This window comes from Paenibacillus sp. A3, assembly GCF_001399685.1.
Lineage (GTDB): Bacteria > Bacillota > Bacilli > Paenibacillales > NBRC-103111 > Paenibacillus_G.
Window position 1 is genome coordinate 1 of record NZ_JTHN01000113.1, and the last position, 16,389, is coordinate 16,389.

Below are 16,389 nucleotides of genomic sequence, written 5' to 3' on the forward strand. Positions count from 1 at the left end.
CCGTGACCGAACACGGGATCGATACGGGGACGTCGTGGGTGCCCTGCCGCCGGTTTACCCGGCAAAGCTGGCTCGCCGGATACCGGGCCGCACAAGCTTCGGAGCCGGAGCAGCTCGCCAGGTTTATCGAGAATACGCTGAAATACGCTGCCGAGGAAAAGGAACAGCTGCTCGAACCGCTGCCGCCCGTTACGCTGCGGACCGAACTGCCCGGAAGGCATGCGCTGGTGGTGGTGAGGGGAAGCGGGTACCGGGAAGATTTCGCCGCGCTGAAGCGTTACATACGGAGAGTCCGTCCGGTGCTGATCGGTGTGGACGGAGGGGCTGACGCCATTTTGGAAGCGGGGTACAAGCCCGACATAATCATAGGGGATATGGACAGCGTATCGGATCTTGCTTTGTTCAGCGGGGCGGAACTTATCGTACATAGCTATCGGAACGGAGCGGCTCCGGGGATGGAGCGCCTTCGGCGGCTCGGGCTTTCAGCGGCTTCCCTGCCGACGGGAGGGACGAGCGAGGATGCGGCGCTCCTGCTGGCTTACGAACAAGGCTGCGAGCAGATTGTCACCGTCGGGCTGCACAGCCATATGCAGGATTTTTTGGAAAAAGGACGAAAAGGCATGGGCAGCACCTGGCTTGTGCGGATGAAGATCGGGAGCAGACTTGTCGATGCACGGGGGATCAGCCGCTTATATCCCGCAACCGAACGGCGCAAGCCGGCAAGCCCGGGGGCAGCGTGGTTTTCATTTGTCCGTTTTTTGCATTGAGAGAAGGGAGAGAACGCCAATGGTTCCGCTAATATCCGTCATTATTCCAGCGTGGAACGAGTCCCGGCTGCTGGCTTCGACGCTGGAAGCGGTCTCGAAGGCGCAGGCCTCAGCGGAATTTCCATTCAATATGCAGCTCATCGTGGTGGATGACGGAAGCCGCGACGGTACAGGCGACGTCGCTTGCGCGTGGGCTGACGTCGTATTGCGTTTTCCCGTGAATTCGGGCAAAGGAGCGGCGATGTTCGCGGGCTGGCAAGCGGCGCTCGGGGAGATTGTCGTATTTCTGGATGCCGATCTCGGCAGCACCGCCGAAAAGTTCCCTCTGCTTCTTGAGCCTGTGCTGCGGGGGGATGCGGATTTGACCGTGGCGAAGCTTCCGCCGGCAAGCATTCCGGGAGGCTTCGGCCTGGTCAGAGGCTTGGCCGGTCGCGGCGTCCGTCTGCTTAGCGGTTACGACTCGGGGGCCCCGTTATCCGGGCAACGGGCGATGCGAAGCGAAGTGCTACGGCGCTGCGAAAGGAAATACCAGGGATTCGGCGCCGAGGTCGGCATGATGGTCGATGCCGTCAAGCTCGGCTTTCGGATCGTCGAACTGGAAGTTCCTTTCCGGCACCGGGAGACCGGGCGGACCTGGCAGGGATGGCTCCATCGCGGCAAGCAGCTCTGCGAGGTCGGACTTACCTTGTGGCAGTGCTGGCGAAAACCGGCATGCTGACCGTGACTGGCTGGCTATGGGAATGGGCGGTTCCGTCGGGCTTGCTGATCGCGGCGGGACCCGTTTTGCTGCCGGGAACGATTCGTTTTTTGCAAGAGCATGGGCTCTCGGAAACGAACTACCGGGGACGTCCTGTTCCGACGGCCGGAGGCGTGCTTCTGTGGCTGTTGCTTCTGCTGTGGTATCTGTATGGGGTGTGCGTAGTGCCTTCCTCCTGGCCCGATACAGACCGATGGATACTGGCGGTTACGATGGTTGGTTTTGCGGGACTGCTTGACGATCTGCTCGGGGAGCGGGAGGTCAAAGGGCTCCGCAATCATTGGAAGACTTGGATCGAGCAGCGGAGGATAACGACCGGGATCGTCAAAGCGGGGACGGCCTTAGTGGCCGGAATGCTTATCCTGCTGCCGGAAGCGGAGACGCTTCGCAGCGGGACGGGGACAACCTTCGTGGCGGATAGCCGTACGCTGTGGTTTTTGCCCTTCAAGCTGCTTCTTATTCTGCTCGCCACCAATGCGGTGAATCTGCTTGACGTCCGGCCCGGCCGGGCCTTGAAGGGCTTTTTTGTTTCGCTGCTTCTGCTCGTATGGCTCGCCTCCTGGAAGGAGAGCGGAACGGAAACCGCTTGGAATGTATGGCGTTTGCTGGTTCCGCTTACGATCGGAGCGGGGGTATTCGCAGGCGCGGATTTGCGCGGCAAGGCTATGCTGGGCGATGCCGGAGCCAATGTGCTGGGGTTTGCGCTTGGTTTCGGGTTCTCGCTGCAGACACCCTTTTCGGTGCAGGCTACTGCATTAGCCGCGCTCGTCGGGCTTCACGCGATCACTTGGCGGCGGTCGCTCAGCGTCATCATCGAGCGTCACGCGCTGCTCCGTTGGCTGGATCAAGCCGGCCGCGGACGAGGCTGAACGACAAAAAAAGGGACAGGCTGCGGATTGCTGGCCTATCCCTTTTTGCGTTTCTTGCGAAAGCGCGGCGCGACATAATTGCGTTTGCGGTCCCGGAAAAAAATCCATCCCCCGATAAAAGCGACTCCTACGGCAAACAGCAGCAGTCCCAGCGCAAACTTCCACCAGAGGAAGCCGATCGCCGGATCGAATTGGGCGAACCAGGCGTCCTTCATTGCCAAAAATCCGTAAGTTGCCATGAGTCCGGGCACGACCAGCAGCAGCATGGCGATGAAACGAGAAATAACGGCCATCATGCTTGGCTCCTTCTATTGCTTCAAAATCGTCACTCTCTACGTTATCATAAATTTATCAAGAATTCATGTCATTTCACAAATTGGACTATATTTCTGCCGCTGAATAGAGTTACAATAGGAGAATCTTAAGTATCAGGAGGAATTATGGATGACGCATACTTTTGATATGGTTGTTCTTGGCGGAGGCATCGGCGGTTATACGGCGGCCATTCGGGCCGCTCAGTTTGGAAAAAGCGTGGCTATTGTCGAGCAGGAGAAGCTCGGAGGAACTTGTCTGCACCGCGGTTGTATTCCAAGCAAGGCGCTGCTGCGAAGCGCGGAAGTATTCGCCCTCATGAAAGACAGCGACAAATTCGGCGTCGGAGCCGAGGCGGTCACCCTAGATTTCTCTAAAGTAGCGAGCCGCAAAGACGCGGTGGTCGAGCAACTATACAGCGGGCTCCAATTTTTGATGAAAAAGAATAAAATCACCGTATTCCAGGGGAAGGGCAGATTAATCGGTCCTTCCATCTTTTCGCCGCGGAGCGGTACGGTATCCGTCGATCAAGGCGACGACGAGATCTTGACGCTGGTGCCGGACAAGGTAGTCATCGCGACGGGCTCCCGTCCGAGAAGTCTGCCGGGCCTGGAAACCGACGGCGTGACGATCCTGAACAGCGACGAGGCGCTGCGTCTGGAGAAGCTGCCGGCTTCGGCGGTCATTATCGGCGGCGGCGTTATCGGCGTCGAATGGGCTTCGCTGCTTAGCGATTTTGGCGTGCAGGTGACCGTCGTGGAATTCGCGCCAAGACTGCTTCCGAGCGAGGATGAAGACGTATCGCGCGAGCTGGAGCGGCTGCTGAAAAAACGCGGGGTAAGCGTGCGTACAGGCACCAAGGTGCTTACGGAATCCGTCCGCAAGCATGAGGGCGGCGTCACGTTGAATGTGGAACATCGCGAGGAACAAGCCGAACTATCGGCCGAAATCGCGCTCGTGTGCGTAGGGCGTCAAGCCAACGTCGAAGGCATCGGCTTGGAAAATACCGACGTGAAGGTCGAAGGCGGCTTCATTCGCGTCAACGAATCGATGCAGACGGCCGAGCTGCACATTTATGCGGTCGGGGACTGCATCGGCGGACTTCAGCTTGCGCACGCCGCCGCCCATGAAGGATTGACTGCGGCCGAGCATGCCTGGGGCCTGCAGCCGCACAAGGTGGAGCCGCATCGGGTGCCGCGGTGCGTCTATTCCCGTCCGGAGACGGCAAGCATCGGCTGGACGGAACGGGAAGCCAAGGAACGGGGACGCGACGTCAAGGTGTCCAAGGTTCATTTCCGCGCGCTGGGGAAAGCGATCGTGCTTGGGGAGACCGACGGCTTTGTCAAAGTGGTAGCCGATAAAGAAACGAACGATTTGCTTGGCGTCCATATGATCGGACCGCATGTGACCGATTATATCTCCGAAGCGGCGTTAGCTCAGCTGTTGGATGCAACCCCATGGGAAATCGGGCAGACGATTCATCCGCATCCGACCCTCTCCGAGCTGCTGGGCGAGGCGATGCTGGCCGTGGACGGGCGGTCCATCAATATGTAATTTGCTGCCGGAAGGCCGGGAGGGCGCCTCTTTATCTAATAAAATTGTATTCATAAACCAAACGGTTTATAATATAGTTATAGCGTCTGGTATTAGCACCAGGTATTAAAAAAATTCTCTTGTTTTTGTAAAAGGAGGCGTCTATAACTCCATGTCCATCGGTCAAATGACAAAACACCGGCAGCTCGGATTGACGGACGGTCAGGCTCTGGAAATGTATACATACATGCTGAAAGCCCGCATGTTTGACGAGCGGTGCTTCCTGCTGCAGCGTTCGGGCAAAATCGCGTTTCACGTGTCCGGAATCGGCCAGGAAACGGCACAAGTGGCCGCAGCCTTCGCGCTTTCGCGCGGGGAGGACTACTTTTTACCGTATTACCGGGATTACGGCTTCGTGCTTTCGGTCGGCATGACGTTAAAAGAACTAATGCTATCCGTCTTTGCCAAGGCGGAGGATCCGAACAGCGGCGGACGTCAAATGCCGGGCCATTTCAGCCATAAAAAGCTGAATATCGTGACCGGCTCTTCTCCGGTAACGACCCAAGTGCCTCACGCGGTCGGATTTGCGCTGGCCGCCAAGATGAAACGGAAAAACTTCGTGGCGTTCACGACCTTCGGCGACGGATCGAGCAATCAGGGCGATTTCCACGAAGGCTGCAACTTTGCGGGCGTTCACAAGCTTCCGGTCATTTTCATGTGCGAAAATAACCAGTATGCGATTTCCGTCCCGCTGCACAAGCAGGTGGGGGGCAGCATCGCCGAGCGCGCCTACGGCTACGGCTTCCCGGGCGTCAAGGTAGACGGCCGGGATGCGCTTGAAGTGTACCGCGTCGTGAAGGAAGCGCGCGAGCGCGCCCTTCGCGGCGAAGGGCCGACCTTGATCGAAGCGGTCATGTACCGGATCTCTCCGCATTCGACGTCCGACAACGATTTGCTCTACCGTACGCCGGAGGAAGTCGAAGAGAACCGTGCGAAGGACGGCTTGCCTCGGTTCAAGCAGTATCTGATCGACTGCGGCCTCTGGAGCGAGACGCAGGACGCCGAGCTTGTGGCGGCCATCAAGCGGGAATTGGTCGAAGCGACGAATTACGCGGACGATGCGCCTTTTCCGAAGCCGGAAGATACGCTCAAGCATGTGTACGCGGAACAGAGGGAGGGCTAATTCGTGGCGGTTATTACGTATTTGGAAGCGATTCGCACGGCAATGAAGGAAGAGCTGGAGCGGGACGAGAACGTCTTCGTCCTGGGCGAGGACGTCGGCAAGGGCGGCGTCATGAATGCGACAAAAGGGCTGAAGGAGCAGTTCGGGGAGGAGCGGATCATGGATACGCCGCTCGCCGAATCGGCGATTGCGGGCGTAGCGATCGGCGCCGCCATGTACGGGATGAAGCCGGTGGCGGAGATGCAGTACGCGGACTTTATTTTTCCGGCGACGAACCAGATCATTAGCGAGGCGGCCCTCATCCGGTACCGTTCGAACAACGACTGGAGCTGTCCCATCGTGATCCGCGCTCCGTACGGGGCGACCGGTGGAGGCGCGCTATATCATTCCCAATGTCCGGAATCCGTCTTTTTCGGCAGGCCAGGGCTTGTCATCGTCGCCCCTTCGGACCCTTACGATGCGAAAGGGCTCTTGAAGGCCGCAATCCGCAATCCGGATCCGGTGCTGTACTTCGAGCATAAGAAATGCTATTTGTCAGTCACGGGTGAAGTGCCCGAGGACGATTATATCGTGCCGATCGGCGAAGCGGCCGTGAAGCGGGAAGGCTCGGACATCACCGTCATCACGTACGGCATCACCGTGCAATATGCGCTGCGTGCGGCGGAAGAGCTGGCCAAAGAAGGCATTCAGGCTCATGTGCTCGATCTGAGAACGCTGCAGCCTTTGGATACGGAAGCGATTCTCAAAGCGGCAGCCAAAACCGGCAAAGTGCTGATCATCCACGAGGATAACAAGACCGGAGGCGTCGGGGCGGAAGTGTCCGCAATCATCGCCGAGGAGCTGCTGTTCGAGCTGGACGCGCCGATTATGCGGCTCTGCGCGCCGGACGTTCCGGCCGTCGGAATGAACCCGCCGATGGAGAAGTTTTTCCTTCTCAATACGGATAAGATCATGGAAGCCATGCGGAAGCTGGCTTTGTTCTAGGAGGACCGTTACATGAACGATCAAGCGACGAAAGGAACCGGCGTCAAGGTTCCTCATCTGGCCGAGAGTTTGGTATCGGCGACGATCGGCAAATGGCTCAAGCAGCCGGGGGATTATATCGAACAATACGACGTATTGTGCGAGCTGATCACCGACAAGGTGACGGTGGAGATGCCGTCGCCGATCGAAGGCCGGCTGGTCAAGCTGCTGGCGGAAGAAGGATATACGGCTGCGGTCGGAGAAGATATTTGTTTGATCGAGGAGCCGCATCAGGCAGCGGGCAGTACGGCGGAAGCCGCAGAAGCCGTTTCTCAGCCGCAGCGCGCTCAAGGCGGACAAGCCCGTCGCGAAGCGCAAGCTGCCGGCGGTGAAGCGGGTATGAGCGGCCGTTTTTCGCCTGCGGTGCTCAAGCTTGCCGCAGAACACGGGATCGCACTGTCGGAAGTAAAGGGAACGGGCCTTGGCGGCCGCATTACGCGCAAAGACGTGGAAGCTTACGTCGCGAGCGGCAAGCCTGCAGCGGTCGAAGAGGGGAAATCGGTGGATGCCGTCAATGCGGAAGCCGCTGCGGAAGCTGCGAGCGCCGGCGTATTCCTCCCGGTGCCGCCGAAGGGGCCGGTTCGTTCAACCGGCATTCATTTGTCGGAAAACCCGCCGCTGCCGAAAATCGAGGTGGAGGGTCAGCCGCTTGACGGCCGGGGCGAATATTTGATCGACGTGACGCCGATCCGCAACACGATTTCCAGCCGCATGCGCCAGAGCGTGACGGAAATTCCGCATGCCTGGACGATGATCGAGGTGGACGTGACGAACCTTGTGCTGCTGCGGAACAAAGTGAAGGGCGAATTCATGAAGCAGGAAGGGATCAACATTACGTACCTGGCCTTCCTGCTCAAAGCGGTCGTCGGCGCGATCAAAGATTATCCGATCATGAACTCGGTCTGGGCGGTAGACAAAATTATTGTCAAGCGGGATATCAACCTCGCGCTGGCCGTAGGTACCGAGGATTTCGTCGTCACACCGGTTATCCAAAAGGCCGACCAAATGAATATTGCCGGCCTTGCCCGGGAGATCGATTCTTTAACCCGGAAAGCAAGAGCCGGCAAGCTGGCGCTCAGCGATATGCAAGGCGGCACGTTTACCGTGAACAATACGGGCTCGTTCGGATCGATTTTGTCATATCCGATCATCAATTACCCGCAAGCCGCCATTCTGACCTTCGAATCGATCGTGAAAAAGCCGGTCGTCATTCAGGACATGATTGCCGTCCGTTCGATGGTCAACCTGTGCTTGTCCCTGGATCACCGTATTTTGGACGGGGTTATCTGCGGACGCTTCCTGCAGCGGGTGAAAGAGAACCTGGAAGCGTACAATCAGGACACGAAGTTGTACTAAAGGCCGGCGGCAGCCGGGAGGCTTGTCCCTAACCTGTCGCCCGCCAATCAGCTAGAAGAAATTGCTTACCGTAAACAACAGCGTCGATAACAGCATCGAGACGATCATCGTATAGACGACGATTTTGAAAATCAATTTATTTCGCAACGATTTCAGCTCCTTATCAAGGGAATACTATTCCTATAATAACCCAAGCGGCCTAATGGAGGAAAGCTATGATTCAGCAAAAGCGATTGGTAGACGAATTTATCGAGTTGGTTCAAATCGACAGCGAAACGAAGCACGAGCAGGAAATCAGCCGCGTGCTGAAGGCAAAATTCACCGAGCTGGGCTTGAAGGTGGAAGAGGACGATTCCGCGGCGAAAACCGGCCACGGCTCGGGCAATCTCATCTGCACGCTGCCGGCGACATCCGCGAAGCCGCTGCCGAAGCTGTTCTTCACTTCGCATATGGATACGGTTACTCCGGGTAAAGGCATCAAGCCGCAGATCGGCGAAGACGGTTACATCCGCAGCGACGGAACGACGATTCTCGGGGCGGACGACAAAGCGGGCCTTGCCGCCATGTTCGAAGCGATTCGCGTGCTGAAAGAGAACAACATCGAGCACGGGCAGATTCAGTTTATCATTACGGCGGGCGAGGAATCCGGCTTGAAGGGCTCCCGGGCGATGGACGCCAAGTGGGTCGATGCGGATCTCGGCTTCGCGCTGGACTCGAACGGCACCATCGGAGACATCGCCGTAGCCGCTCCGACGCAGGCGAAGGTGTACATCACGTTATGGGGCCGCTCGGCTCATGCGGGCGTGAATCCGGAAGCGGGCGTGAGCGCGATTACCGTCGCGAGCAAAGCGATTGCGCGCATGCCGCTCGGCCGCATCGACAAAGAAACGACCGCGAACATCGGACGCTTCGAAGGCGGCGTGGAAGGCGCGACGAACATCGTCGTCGAGCGGGTAACGCTCGAAGGCGAGGCGCGCAGCATCACGCAGGCCAAAATGTACGAGCAAGTCGAGAAAATGCGCCAAGCATGCGAGGAAGCGGCGGAGGAAATGGGCGCGAAGCTTGACTTCAAAAGCGAAGTCATCTATCCGGCGTTTATGTACGACGAATCCGCTCCTGTCGTGAAGCTCGCGATGAACGCGCTGACGAACGTCGGATGCACGCCGCGCACCTTCCATTCCGGTGGGGGCAGCGACGCCAATATGTTCAACGGTATGGGCGTACCGACCGTCAATCTGGCTATCGGCTATCTGGACATCCACACGACGAAAGAACGGATCGCGATCTCGGACCTTGTCAAAACGGCCGAAGTAGTCGTCTCGATCGTTAATGAAGTTACCAAGGCATAATGCTTGACCTTCCGGCATAAAGTAGTAACATACAGGTTGTTTTAATCGCTGCTTATCTCTTTTGGGTAAGCGGCGATTTTTTTGTGCGAAAGCGGGAGGAAACGGAACATGAGGATACAATGGGAAACGGCAGTAGTCATAGAAACAGTGGGGGAGCCTTTGTCTTCGCATGGTCTGCAGGAGGTCCGGGTGCAGCTTGCGAACGGCGAAACGGCCGCTGCGCTGCACGATCTTGCCGTAGGGACGCCGCTTCGGCCGGGGGACAAGGTACTGCTGAATACGACCGCCGTTCGTTTGGGGCTCGGTACGGGCGGTGTGCATTTTGTCCACGCGAAGCTTGGCAGGTTGGACGAGAGCGTCGATAGCCCGGAAGTTCCAGTAGGTACAGACCCGCGGGAGCCGGAGACGCAAGATAGGCCCCGGTCCTCCGGGCCGCAGGAAGGGCATATTATGAAGCTGCGTTACACGTCTTTGCAGCGGGCCGTGCTTTCGGTCGAGGAGCCGTCAAGCCCGCATCACGCTCTGTTTGCCGAATCGCGTACGCTGAACGGGATGCCGGTGCTCATCGGCGAGCTCCACAGCATGCTGCCTGCCGCTGTATGCTGGCTCCGCGAGCTTGCACGCGAGGCGGGAGCGCCGGTACCGCGCATCGCTTATGTCATGACCGACGGGGGCGCCCTGCCGCTAGCGGTCAGCGGACATGTACGCCGATTGCGGGAGCTCGGCTGGCTGGCCGGGGCGGTCACATACGGGCACGCCTACGGAGGCGACATCGAAGCCGTCAACAAATTCACGGCGCTCCTTGCCGCGAGGCATGTCCTGGAAGCCGATTTGGCAATCGTCTGCATGGGCCCCGGCATCACAGGCACCGGCACGCCATACGGCTTCAGCGGCATCGAGGCGGGCGAGCTTGTGGGCGCGGTGCATGCCCTCGGGGGCGTGCCCGTGGCGATGGCCCGCATCAGCTTCGCCGATCCGCGGCCGCAGCACCGCGGGCTCAGCCGCCATACGGCGGTGGCGCTGGGCGAAGCCGCGCTCGCGCCCGCCTGCGTCCCGCTGCCGCTGCTGCCCGCCGAAGCGGATACCGCGCTGCTGCGCGAGCAGGTCCGGCAGAGCGGACTCGCCCGGCGTCACCGGCTTCTGTGGGAGGCGCCGCCGTCCTTGGAGGACATGGCCGCCGCTCTGGAAGCGTACGGGCGGCCGATTACTTCCATGGGGCGAGCCTGGCAGGACGATCCGGCGTTTTTTGCGGCCATTTGTACGGCGGCAGAAGCAGCGTACCGGCTCCTTCGGGGCGGGGGCCAGGATAAGCCGTAGCCGCACTGCCGGTCTGCGTCCCGTCCAAGAAGGCTGCAAGCGGCACATCGGGCGAGACGCGGTCCAGCGCCATTTTCAAATAGTTGCGGATTTCCCAGCCTTTTCCCACCAAACGAAGCTGCCTTGCATTGACATACGTTTTCATAGAGTACCCCTCCTGCTTCGATAGGTTCATATTATCCACCTTATGCGGGAGACGACACGATTATGTCCTTAGTCGGGCGGCCAGCAGCCGCCGGATGTGGTATAATGAGCTTTGGTCTTATTCTTACAATACCCGTAAAGAGAAGAGAGGAATCTTCCATGCCGCATAAGACGCATAAAAAATTCGAAGAAGTGACCGTCTCCACCCAGCCGATTTTTCAAGGCAAAATCATTTCCTTGCAAGTGGACACCGTAAAGCTGCCAAACGGCGGGGAAGCGACCCGTGAGATCGTCAAGCATCCCGGTGCGGTCGCGGTTCTGGCCCTTACCCCGGATGACCGGATGATTGTTGTCGAGCAATACCGCAAGCCGCTGGAGAAAAGCCAGGTGGAAATTCCGGCAGGAAAGCTGGACGCCGGCGAGAATCCGCTGGATGCCGCCAAGCGCGAGCTGGAGGAGGAAACCGGCTATACCGCAGGCTCGATTCGCCATATCAGCTCTTTCTATACATCGCCCGGCTTCGCCGACGAAATTCTTCATCTATATGCCGCCGAGCAACTGGTCAAGGGACAAGCCAATCCCGACGAAGACGAATTCCTCGAAATCGAAGAGCTTACGCTGGAACAGGCGCAAGCCTACATCCGGGAGCAGCGGATCAGCGACGCCAAGACGATCATGGCCGTTTACGCCTGGCAGCTGTACAAGCTTACCGGCTCGTTCCCGACATGAGCACGAACGCGTACTACGCCGACCTGCACATTCACATCGGCCGAACGGAAGCGGGAGAAGCGGTCAAAATCAGCGCCGCGAACAACCTGACGTTCTACAACATCGCGCAGGAAGCGTCGGAGCGCAAAGGGATCGACATGATCGGCATCATCGACTGCCATTCGCCGGGCGTGCAGCGGGAGATGCTGCATTATTTGGATACGGGCGAGATGGAAGAACTGGAAGGAGGAGGCATCCGCTTCCATCGGACGACCGTCCTGCTGGGCTGCGAGATCGAGGTGCGCGACCCCGGCTTGGGCACCGCCCATTTGCTCGCTTATTTGCCCAAGCTTGGCGACATGCAGAGCTTCACGGAATGGCTGCGCAAGCATATGAAAAATGTGCAGCTCAGCTCGCAGCGCATTTATGTCACGGCCCGGGAGCTTCAGCGGGAAGTTATCGCGCGCGGAGGCATCCTGATTCCGGCCCATATCTTCACCCCGCATAAAAGCGTCTACGGGAGCTGCTCCACGCGGATGGAGCATCTGCTCGACTTGGAAGGAATCGCGGCCGTAGAGCTCGGTCTCAGTGCCGACACCGTCATGGCCGGGCATATCAGCGAGCTGGACCGCTATACGTTTCTGACCAACTCTGATGCCCATTCACTCCCGAAGATCGGGCGCGAATACAATAAGCTGGCTCTTGAGTCGCCGACGTTCGAGGAACTGCGGAAGGCTTTGTCACAGGAGGACGGACGCCGCGTGCTTGCCAATTACGGACTCAACCCGCGGCTCGGCAAATACCACCGCACGTACTGCGGCGATTGCAGCTCGATTCTTGACGAACAGGGCCAGACTGCCGTAGAGCGCTGCTTGTACTGCGGCAGTCCGCGGATTGTCCGCGGCGTGATGGACCGGATATTGAGCCTTGCGGACCGGGAGGAGCCTCGGGTTCCCCCGGACCGACCGCCTTATTGTTACCAAGTGCCGCTTGAATACATTCCGGGCCTCGGGCCGAAAACGTTCGATCGTCTCATCGAGCGGTTCGGCTCCGAAATGAACCTGCTGCACCGCGTATCGTTCGAAGAGCTCGCAGATGCGGCGGGCGAAACGATTGCCGGCTATATTATGGAAGCTCGCGCGGGCACGCTGCGGCTCGATACGGGCGGCGGAGGCAAATACGGCAAAGTGTCCGCCCGGCAAGAATAACGCGATAAGCGGGCGGAGTCATAAACCTGTGCGCCCCCTCATATTCTGTACTATTCGGACAAGGGGGGCGCGCCGGCATGATGCGGAACCGTACGCTGGAGCAGTACATGAAGGAGCATTTGTCGTTCTATTTATTCGTAGGCGTCGTCTTCGTCACGGGCGTCGTTTTCGGTGCGGTTATGGTGAACGCCCTGTCTATGGAGCAGAAGCAGGAGCTGAGCCGGTATTTGGGCAGTTTTTTTGCGTCCGTCCATCAAGGCGGATTGGAAGGCGATGTTACGGGTTCGTTCAAGGATTCGTTTTCCATGCATATCAAATGGTTTTTAATTATTTGGGTGCTAGGCTTATCCGTCATCGGCCTGCCGCTAATCCTTATTCTGGATTTTCTGAAGGGCGTGCTGGTCGGCTTCACCGTCGGCTATCTGGTCGGCACCTTATCCTGGAAAGGGCTGCTGTTTGCGCTCGTTTCGGTCGTGCCGCCGAACCTGGTGGTCATCCCTTTGCTGCTCGTATGCAGCGTCACGGCGATGGCTTTCACGATTCATCTGGTCAAAAACCGGTTTATCAGCCGCAAAGGCGCTCTATACGAACCGTTTATGCGATTTTCGGGCGTCATTCTGGCTTCCGGGGCGCTGCTGCTCGGCGTGGCGGTATTCGAGGCTTATGTCTCGCCGGCCATGATGAAATGGGTAACTCCCATGCTGGTAACGATGTCCGGGTCTTAAAAGGTTTGACTTTCCCTAAGTCCTCCTCCTATAATGTAAGCATGAAGAAAGCTTAAGCTTACGAGAAAGGTTTTGCTTCGGTGCAAAACCCGTGGGGGAGAAGCATGGAATCTCGCATCGAAAAAATCAAACAACAGCTGCAATCGCAAGGCTACAAGCTGACGCCTCAACGGGAAGCGACCGTCAGGGTTTTGCTGGAGAACGAAGAGGATCATCTGAGCGCGGAAGACGTTTTTATGCTCGTCAAAGATAAAGCGCCTGAAATCGGCCTTGCCACCGTCTATCGTACGTTGGAACTGCTCAGCGAGCTGCATGTCCTCGAGAAAATGAACTTCGGCGACGGCGTAGCCCGCTACGACTTGCGCAACGACAGCTCTCATCACCATCATCATCACCTCATCTGCGTGCAATGCGGTGCCGTCGACGAAATTATGGAAGACTGGCTGGGCGCGCTGGAAGAACGGCTGGAGCGGGAATACCGGTTTCAGGTACTCGACCACCGGCTCGATTTTCAAGGTATTTGCCACCGCTGCCGCGACAAGAACAAATCGTAAACACGAAACCTTCGGCTTGACGCTAGATCAAGTATGAAGGTTTTTTGCATTTTGTCACATATTCGCACCGAAAAGGCAAACGCTATACAATATCATACGCTTTGTTGAAAAAACGGGAACAGGAGGCATGGAACGATGATTATCGGGATACCGAAAGAAATCAAAAACAACGAAAACCGCGTCGCCTTAACCCCCGGCGGCGCAGCGGTCCTGAGAGAAGCCGGGCATAGCGTTATTGTGGAAGCGGGAGCCGGTGCGGGCAGCGGATTTTCCGACGACGAGTATGCCAAGGAAGGCGCCGAGCTGCTCCCTTCGGCTGCCGAGGTTTGGGGCAGGGCGGAGATGATTATGAAGGTGAAGGAGCCGCTCCCTGCGGAATTCGGTTATTTCCGCGAAGGGCTGACGCTGTTTACCTATCTCCATCTGGCGGCCGAGCCGAAGCTGACCGAGGCGCTTGTGCAGCATAAAGTGACCGCCATCGCGTACGAGACGATTCAGCTTCCGAGCGGAGGGCTGCCGCTGCTTACTCCGATGAGCGAAGTGGCCGGACGCATGTCCGTTCAGGTCGGCGCGCAGTTTCTGGAGAAAAATTACGGCGGGCGCGGCATTCTGCTCGGCGGCGTGCCCGGCGTGCCTCCGGCGGACGTGATCATTTTGGGCGGAGGCATCGTCGGAACCAACGCCGCGAAAATGGCGCTCGGACTCGGCGCCAACGTCGTCGTTATCGAACGCAGCGCGGATCGGCTCCGGTATTTGGACGATGTGTTCCACGGCCGCATCCGTACGCTGATGTCCAACCCCTACAACATTGCCAATGCGGTACAAAAGGCGGATCTGCTGATCGGGGCTGTTCTTATTCCCGGAGCGAAAGCACCAAAGCTCGTCAGCGAGGACATGGTGCGGCAGATGAAGCCCGGGGCCGTGATCGTGGACGTGGCCGTCGATCAGGGCGGCTCGATCGCGACGGTGGATCGCGTAACGACGCACAGCGCGCCGACGTACGAGAAGCATGGCGTCCTTCATTATGCGGTCGCCAACATGCCGGGAGCCGTGCCGCGGACCTCTACGCTGGCGCTCACAAATGTGACCATCGGCTACGCCCTCGAATTGGCCGGCAAAGGGGTGACCCGTGCGCTCTACGGCAATCCGCCGCTGAAACTCGGCGTAAACACCTATCAGGGGCACGTCACGTATCCCGCGGTAGCCGAAGCCGTCGGTCTGCCCTATACGGGCTTGGATTCGCTGCTGCCGATCAGTTGATCAAGGCAGCGGCGTATGCCGCGGTACGTTTCGTCTGTCCTTCTTTCGAGTACGCATAATTTGGCCGATCCGGTCATAGTGTACTCTTAGAACCTGTCTGAACTCCCGCAGTCCGGCGCCAAGCCGGCGGCAGGGAGCAGGGGAGGAGGGACAAGCCATGATTGTTCATGTTCGGGCGCGAAAATGGCTCGGCCGCTTCCGCTTCGCGCTTTTGTTCGTGGTGTTTACGTTCGCGCTTTATCACATGCTGCTCGCCGTTACGCGATGGCTGGAGCCGGAGCCGAAGTACAGGGAGCCTGCAGGCCGCGCCGTCAAAGCGTTCCAGAACGATCAGACGGCTGCGGTTTCCGACAAAATCAAGATGAGCGAACGGCTGAAGCTGTTCTACCGGATCGGCGAGTAAAAAAGCTTCCCGATGCGGAAGGAAAATTGATCCTGCATGTGGAATTGTTTTAAAAGCGCCGATGCAAGACATAAAAGGGGATCAATTGCGCATGAAACAGGAACTCAACTCGTTTATCCGTTTTTTGGCGGAGGATCGGGGCCTTGCTCAGAATACGCTGGACTCGTACCGACGCGATTTGTCTCAGTATATAGATTATTTGGAAAGCTCCGGCATTTTTTCGCTGGGCGACAGCGGGAAGCTGAACATTTCCGGCTATATGCTGGACCTGAAGCAGCGGGGGAGGGCTACGGCCACGCTTTCCCGGAGTATGGTTTCCATCCGCGCCTTTTACCAATTCCTTGTGAAGGAGCGTCTGCTGGACAGTGATCCGTCGCTGCACATGGAGACGCCGAGACTCGAGAAACGGATTCCGAAGGTGCTGTCGGTTCAAGAGGTCGGCAAGCTGCTCCAAGCCCCCCTGACGACGACGCCCAACGGGATGCGGGACAAGGCGATGCTGGAGGTGCTGTACGCGACGGGAATCCGGGTATCGGAGCTCATCTCGCTTGATGTTGACAGCGTCAATCCGAGTATGGGTTTTATCCGTTGTGTCGGCAAAGGCAAAGAGCGGATTGTTCCGCTCGGGAGAATCGCTTCGGAATACGTGGAGGCGTACATCCAAACGATGCGTCCGAAGCTGCTCAAGCCGTCCAAGACCGAGGAGGCGCTGTTTGTCAGCCATTTAGGGACCCGGATGACGCGTCAGGGCTTCTGGAAAATCATTAAACGTTACGCTGCGGAATCCGACATTCGGATGGAAATCACCCCGCACACGCTCCGGCATTCGTTTGCCGCGCACTTGCTGGAGAACGGTGCCGACCTCCGGTCCGTGCAGGAAATGCTCAGTCATGCGGACATCTCGACGACGCAGATTTATAC

At 58.1% G+C, this 16,389-nt stretch carries 19 protein-coding genes; 16 read left to right on the forward strand and 3 right to left on the reverse strand.

Annotated elements, in window-relative coordinates; genetic code table 11:
- The 3 genes from steA to QJ48_RS17785 form a co-directional block, all read left to right on the forward strand.
- Positions 1 to 767 (forward strand): putative cytokinetic ring protein SteA (gene steA / locus QJ48_RS37525; protein ID WP_054974893.1); only part of this gene is annotated, 767 nt, incomplete at its 5' end.
- A gap of 19 nt (positions 768 to 786) precedes the next feature.
- The gene (locus QJ48_RS17780; RefSeq protein ID WP_054974894.1) at positions 787 to 1,485 is read left to right on the forward strand and encodes a glycosyltransferase family 2 protein; all 699 of its coding nucleotides are present in this window, start codon (positions 787 to 789) and stop codon (positions 1,483 to 1,485) included.
- A complete protein-coding gene (locus QJ48_RS17785) occupies positions 1,455 to 2,393 on the forward strand; it encodes a hypothetical protein (RefSeq protein ID WP_054974895.1) in 939 nt (312 codons plus the stop codon). Before QJ48_RS17780 ends, QJ48_RS17785 begins: the two co-directional genes overlap by 31 nt.
- Before the next feature lie 35 nt (positions 2,394 to 2,428).
- On the opposite strand, the gene QJ48_RS17790 is transcribed toward QJ48_RS17785, so the two are convergent.
- Positions 2,429 to 2,689 carry a DUF2627 domain-containing protein gene (locus QJ48_RS17790; RefSeq protein ID WP_054974896.1) on the reverse strand — a complete coding sequence of 87 codons (261 nt, stop codon included), beginning with the start codon at positions 2,687 to 2,689 and terminating at the stop codon, positions 2,429 to 2,431.
- A gap of 148 nt (positions 2,690 to 2,837) precedes the next feature.
- Between QJ48_RS17790 and lpdA the strand changes: the two genes are divergently transcribed.
- From lpdA to QJ48_RS17810, 4 genes are all read left to right on the forward strand, one after another.
- The gene (gene lpdA / locus QJ48_RS17795; RefSeq protein WP_054974897.1) at positions 2,838 to 4,259 is read left to right on the forward strand and encodes a dihydrolipoyl dehydrogenase; all 1,422 of its coding nucleotides are present in this window, start codon (positions 2,838 to 2,840) and stop codon (positions 4,257 to 4,259) included.
- Positions 4,260 to 4,410: 151 nt separating this feature from the next.
- The gene (locus QJ48_RS17800; RefSeq protein ID WP_054974898.1) at positions 4,411 to 5,421 is read left to right on the forward strand and encodes a thiamine pyrophosphate-dependent dehydrogenase E1 component subunit alpha; all 1,011 of its coding nucleotides are present in this window, start codon (positions 4,411 to 4,413) and stop codon (positions 5,419 to 5,421) included.
- Between the two features lie 3 nt (positions 5,422 to 5,424).
- Entirely contained in the window at positions 5,425 to 6,405 is a 981-nt protein-coding gene (locus tag QJ48_RS17805; RefSeq protein WP_054974899.1) for an alpha-ketoacid dehydrogenase subunit beta, read from the forward strand.
- A 12-nt stretch (positions 6,406 to 6,417) separates the two neighbouring features.
- Complete coding sequence (locus tag QJ48_RS17810; protein ID WP_054974900.1) at positions 6,418 to 7,800, forward strand: dihydrolipoamide acetyltransferase family protein; 1,383 nt, start codon at positions 6,418 to 6,420, stop codon at positions 7,798 to 7,800.
- 51 nt (positions 7,801 to 7,851) lie between these two features.
- On the opposite strand, the gene prli42 is transcribed toward QJ48_RS17810, so the two are convergent.
- Positions 7,852 to 7,947: a stressosome-associated protein Prli42 gene (gene prli42 / locus QJ48_RS36980; protein WP_157261672.1), complete on the reverse strand. Its 96-nt coding sequence runs from the start codon at positions 7,945 to 7,947 to the stop codon at positions 7,852 to 7,854.
- Positions 7,948 to 8,015: 68 nt separating this feature from the next.
- Between prli42 and QJ48_RS17815 the strand changes: the two genes are divergently transcribed.
- Both QJ48_RS17815 and QJ48_RS17820 read left to right on the forward strand, forming a co-directional pair.
- A complete protein-coding gene (locus tag QJ48_RS17815) occupies positions 8,016 to 9,149 on the forward strand; it encodes a M20/M25/M40 family metallo-hydrolase (protein WP_054974901.1) in 1,134 nt (377 codons plus the stop codon).
- A 108-nt stretch (positions 9,150 to 9,257) separates the two neighbouring features.
- Complete coding sequence (locus QJ48_RS17820) at positions 9,258 to 10,466, forward strand: DUF3866 family protein (RefSeq protein WP_082420561.1); 1,209 nt, start codon at positions 9,258 to 9,260, stop codon at positions 10,464 to 10,466.
- Here the strand turns inward: QJ48_RS17820 and mciZ are convergent.
- Positions 10,354 to 10,611 (reverse strand): Z-ring formation inhibitor MciZ, encoded by a 258-nt coding sequence (gene mciZ, locus QJ48_RS36015; RefSeq protein ID WP_082420562.1) that lies wholly within the window; start codon positions 10,609 to 10,611, stop codon positions 10,354 to 10,356. The two genes, QJ48_RS17820 and mciZ, sit on opposite strands and share 113 nt — an antisense overlap.
- A gap of 158 nt (positions 10,612 to 10,769) precedes the next feature.
- Between mciZ and QJ48_RS17825 the strand changes: the two genes are divergently transcribed.
- From QJ48_RS17825 to xerD, 7 genes are all read left to right on the forward strand, one after another.
- The gene (locus QJ48_RS17825; protein ID WP_025846519.1) at positions 10,770 to 11,339 is read left to right on the forward strand and encodes an NUDIX hydrolase; all 570 of its coding nucleotides are present in this window, start codon (positions 10,770 to 10,772) and stop codon (positions 11,337 to 11,339) included.
- Entirely contained in the window at positions 11,336 to 12,526 is a 1,191-nt protein-coding gene (locus tag QJ48_RS17830) for an endonuclease Q family protein (RefSeq protein WP_054974903.1), read from the forward strand. The genes QJ48_RS17825 and QJ48_RS17830 overlap by 4 nt, the downstream gene beginning before the upstream one ends.
- 77 nt (positions 12,527 to 12,603) lie before the next feature.
- Entirely contained in the window at positions 12,604 to 13,251 is a 648-nt protein-coding gene (gene spoIIM, locus QJ48_RS17835) for a stage II sporulation protein M (RefSeq protein ID WP_054974904.1), read from the forward strand.
- A 104-nt stretch (positions 13,252 to 13,355) separates the two neighbouring features.
- Positions 13,356 to 13,805 (forward strand): Fur family transcriptional regulator, encoded by a 450-nt coding sequence (locus tag QJ48_RS17840; RefSeq protein WP_054974905.1) that lies wholly within the window; start codon positions 13,356 to 13,358, stop codon positions 13,803 to 13,805.
- Positions 13,806 to 13,940: 135 nt separating this feature from the next.
- A complete protein-coding gene (gene ald / locus QJ48_RS17845; RefSeq protein ID WP_054974906.1) occupies positions 13,941 to 15,065 on the forward strand; it encodes an alanine dehydrogenase in 1,125 nt (374 codons plus the stop codon).
- 157 nt (positions 15,066 to 15,222) lie between these two features.
- On the forward strand, positions 15,223 to 15,468 hold the full coding sequence (locus QJ48_RS17850; protein ID WP_054974907.1) for a DUF4227 family protein: 246 nt from the start codon (positions 15,223 to 15,225) through the stop codon (positions 15,466 to 15,468).
- 91 nt (positions 15,469 to 15,559) lie between these two features.
- On the forward strand, positions 15,560 to 16,389 hold an 830-nt coding region (xerD, locus tag QJ48_RS17855; protein ID WP_054974908.1), incomplete at its 3' end, for a site-specific tyrosine recombinase XerD.

Excerpts from the sequence above, each read along its gene's own strand:
- QJ48_RS17780 (WP_054974894.1), top strand. The coding sequence starts at position 787 with ATGGTTCCGCTAATATCCGTCATTATTCCAGCGTGGAACGAGTCCCGG.
- QJ48_RS17790 (WP_054974896.1), bottom strand. The coding sequence starts at position 2,689 with ATGATGGCCGTTATTTCTCGTTTCATCGCCATGCTGCTGCTGGTCGTG.
- lpdA (WP_054974897.1), top strand. The coding sequence starts at position 2,838 with ATGACGCATACTTTTGATATGGTTGTTCTTGGCGGAGGCATCGGCGGT.
- QJ48_RS17800 (WP_054974898.1), top strand. The coding sequence starts at position 4,411 with ATGTCCATCGGTCAAATGACAAAACACCGGCAGCTCGGATTGACGGAC.
- QJ48_RS17810 (WP_054974900.1), top strand. The coding sequence starts at position 6,418 with ATGAACGATCAAGCGACGAAAGGAACCGGCGTCAAGGTTCCTCATCTG.
- QJ48_RS17815 (WP_054974901.1), top strand. The coding sequence starts at position 8,016 with ATGATTCAGCAAAAGCGATTGGTAGACGAATTTATCGAGTTGGTTCAA.
- QJ48_RS17820 (WP_082420561.1), top strand. The coding sequence starts at position 9,258 with ATGAGGATACAATGGGAAACGGCAGTAGTCATAGAAACAGTGGGGGAG.
- mciZ (WP_082420562.1), bottom strand. The coding sequence starts at position 10,611 with ATGAAAACGTATGTCAATGCAAGGCAGCTTCGTTTGGTGGGAAAAGGC.
- QJ48_RS17825 (WP_025846519.1), top strand. The coding sequence starts at position 10,770 with ATGCCGCATAAGACGCATAAAAAATTCGAAGAAGTGACCGTCTCCACC.
- QJ48_RS17830 (WP_054974903.1), top strand. The coding sequence starts at position 11,336 with ATGAGCACGAACGCGTACTACGCCGACCTGCACATTCACATCGGCCGA.
- spoIIM (WP_054974904.1), top strand. The coding sequence starts at position 12,604 with ATGATGCGGAACCGTACGCTGGAGCAGTACATGAAGGAGCATTTGTCG.
- QJ48_RS17840 (WP_054974905.1), top strand. The coding sequence starts at position 13,356 with ATGGAATCTCGCATCGAAAAAATCAAACAACAGCTGCAATCGCAAGGC.
- ald (WP_054974906.1), top strand. The coding sequence starts at position 13,941 with ATGATTATCGGGATACCGAAAGAAATCAAAAACAACGAAAACCGCGTC.
- QJ48_RS17850 (WP_054974907.1), top strand. The coding sequence starts at position 15,223 with ATGATTGTTCATGTTCGGGCGCGAAAATGGCTCGGCCGCTTCCGCTTC.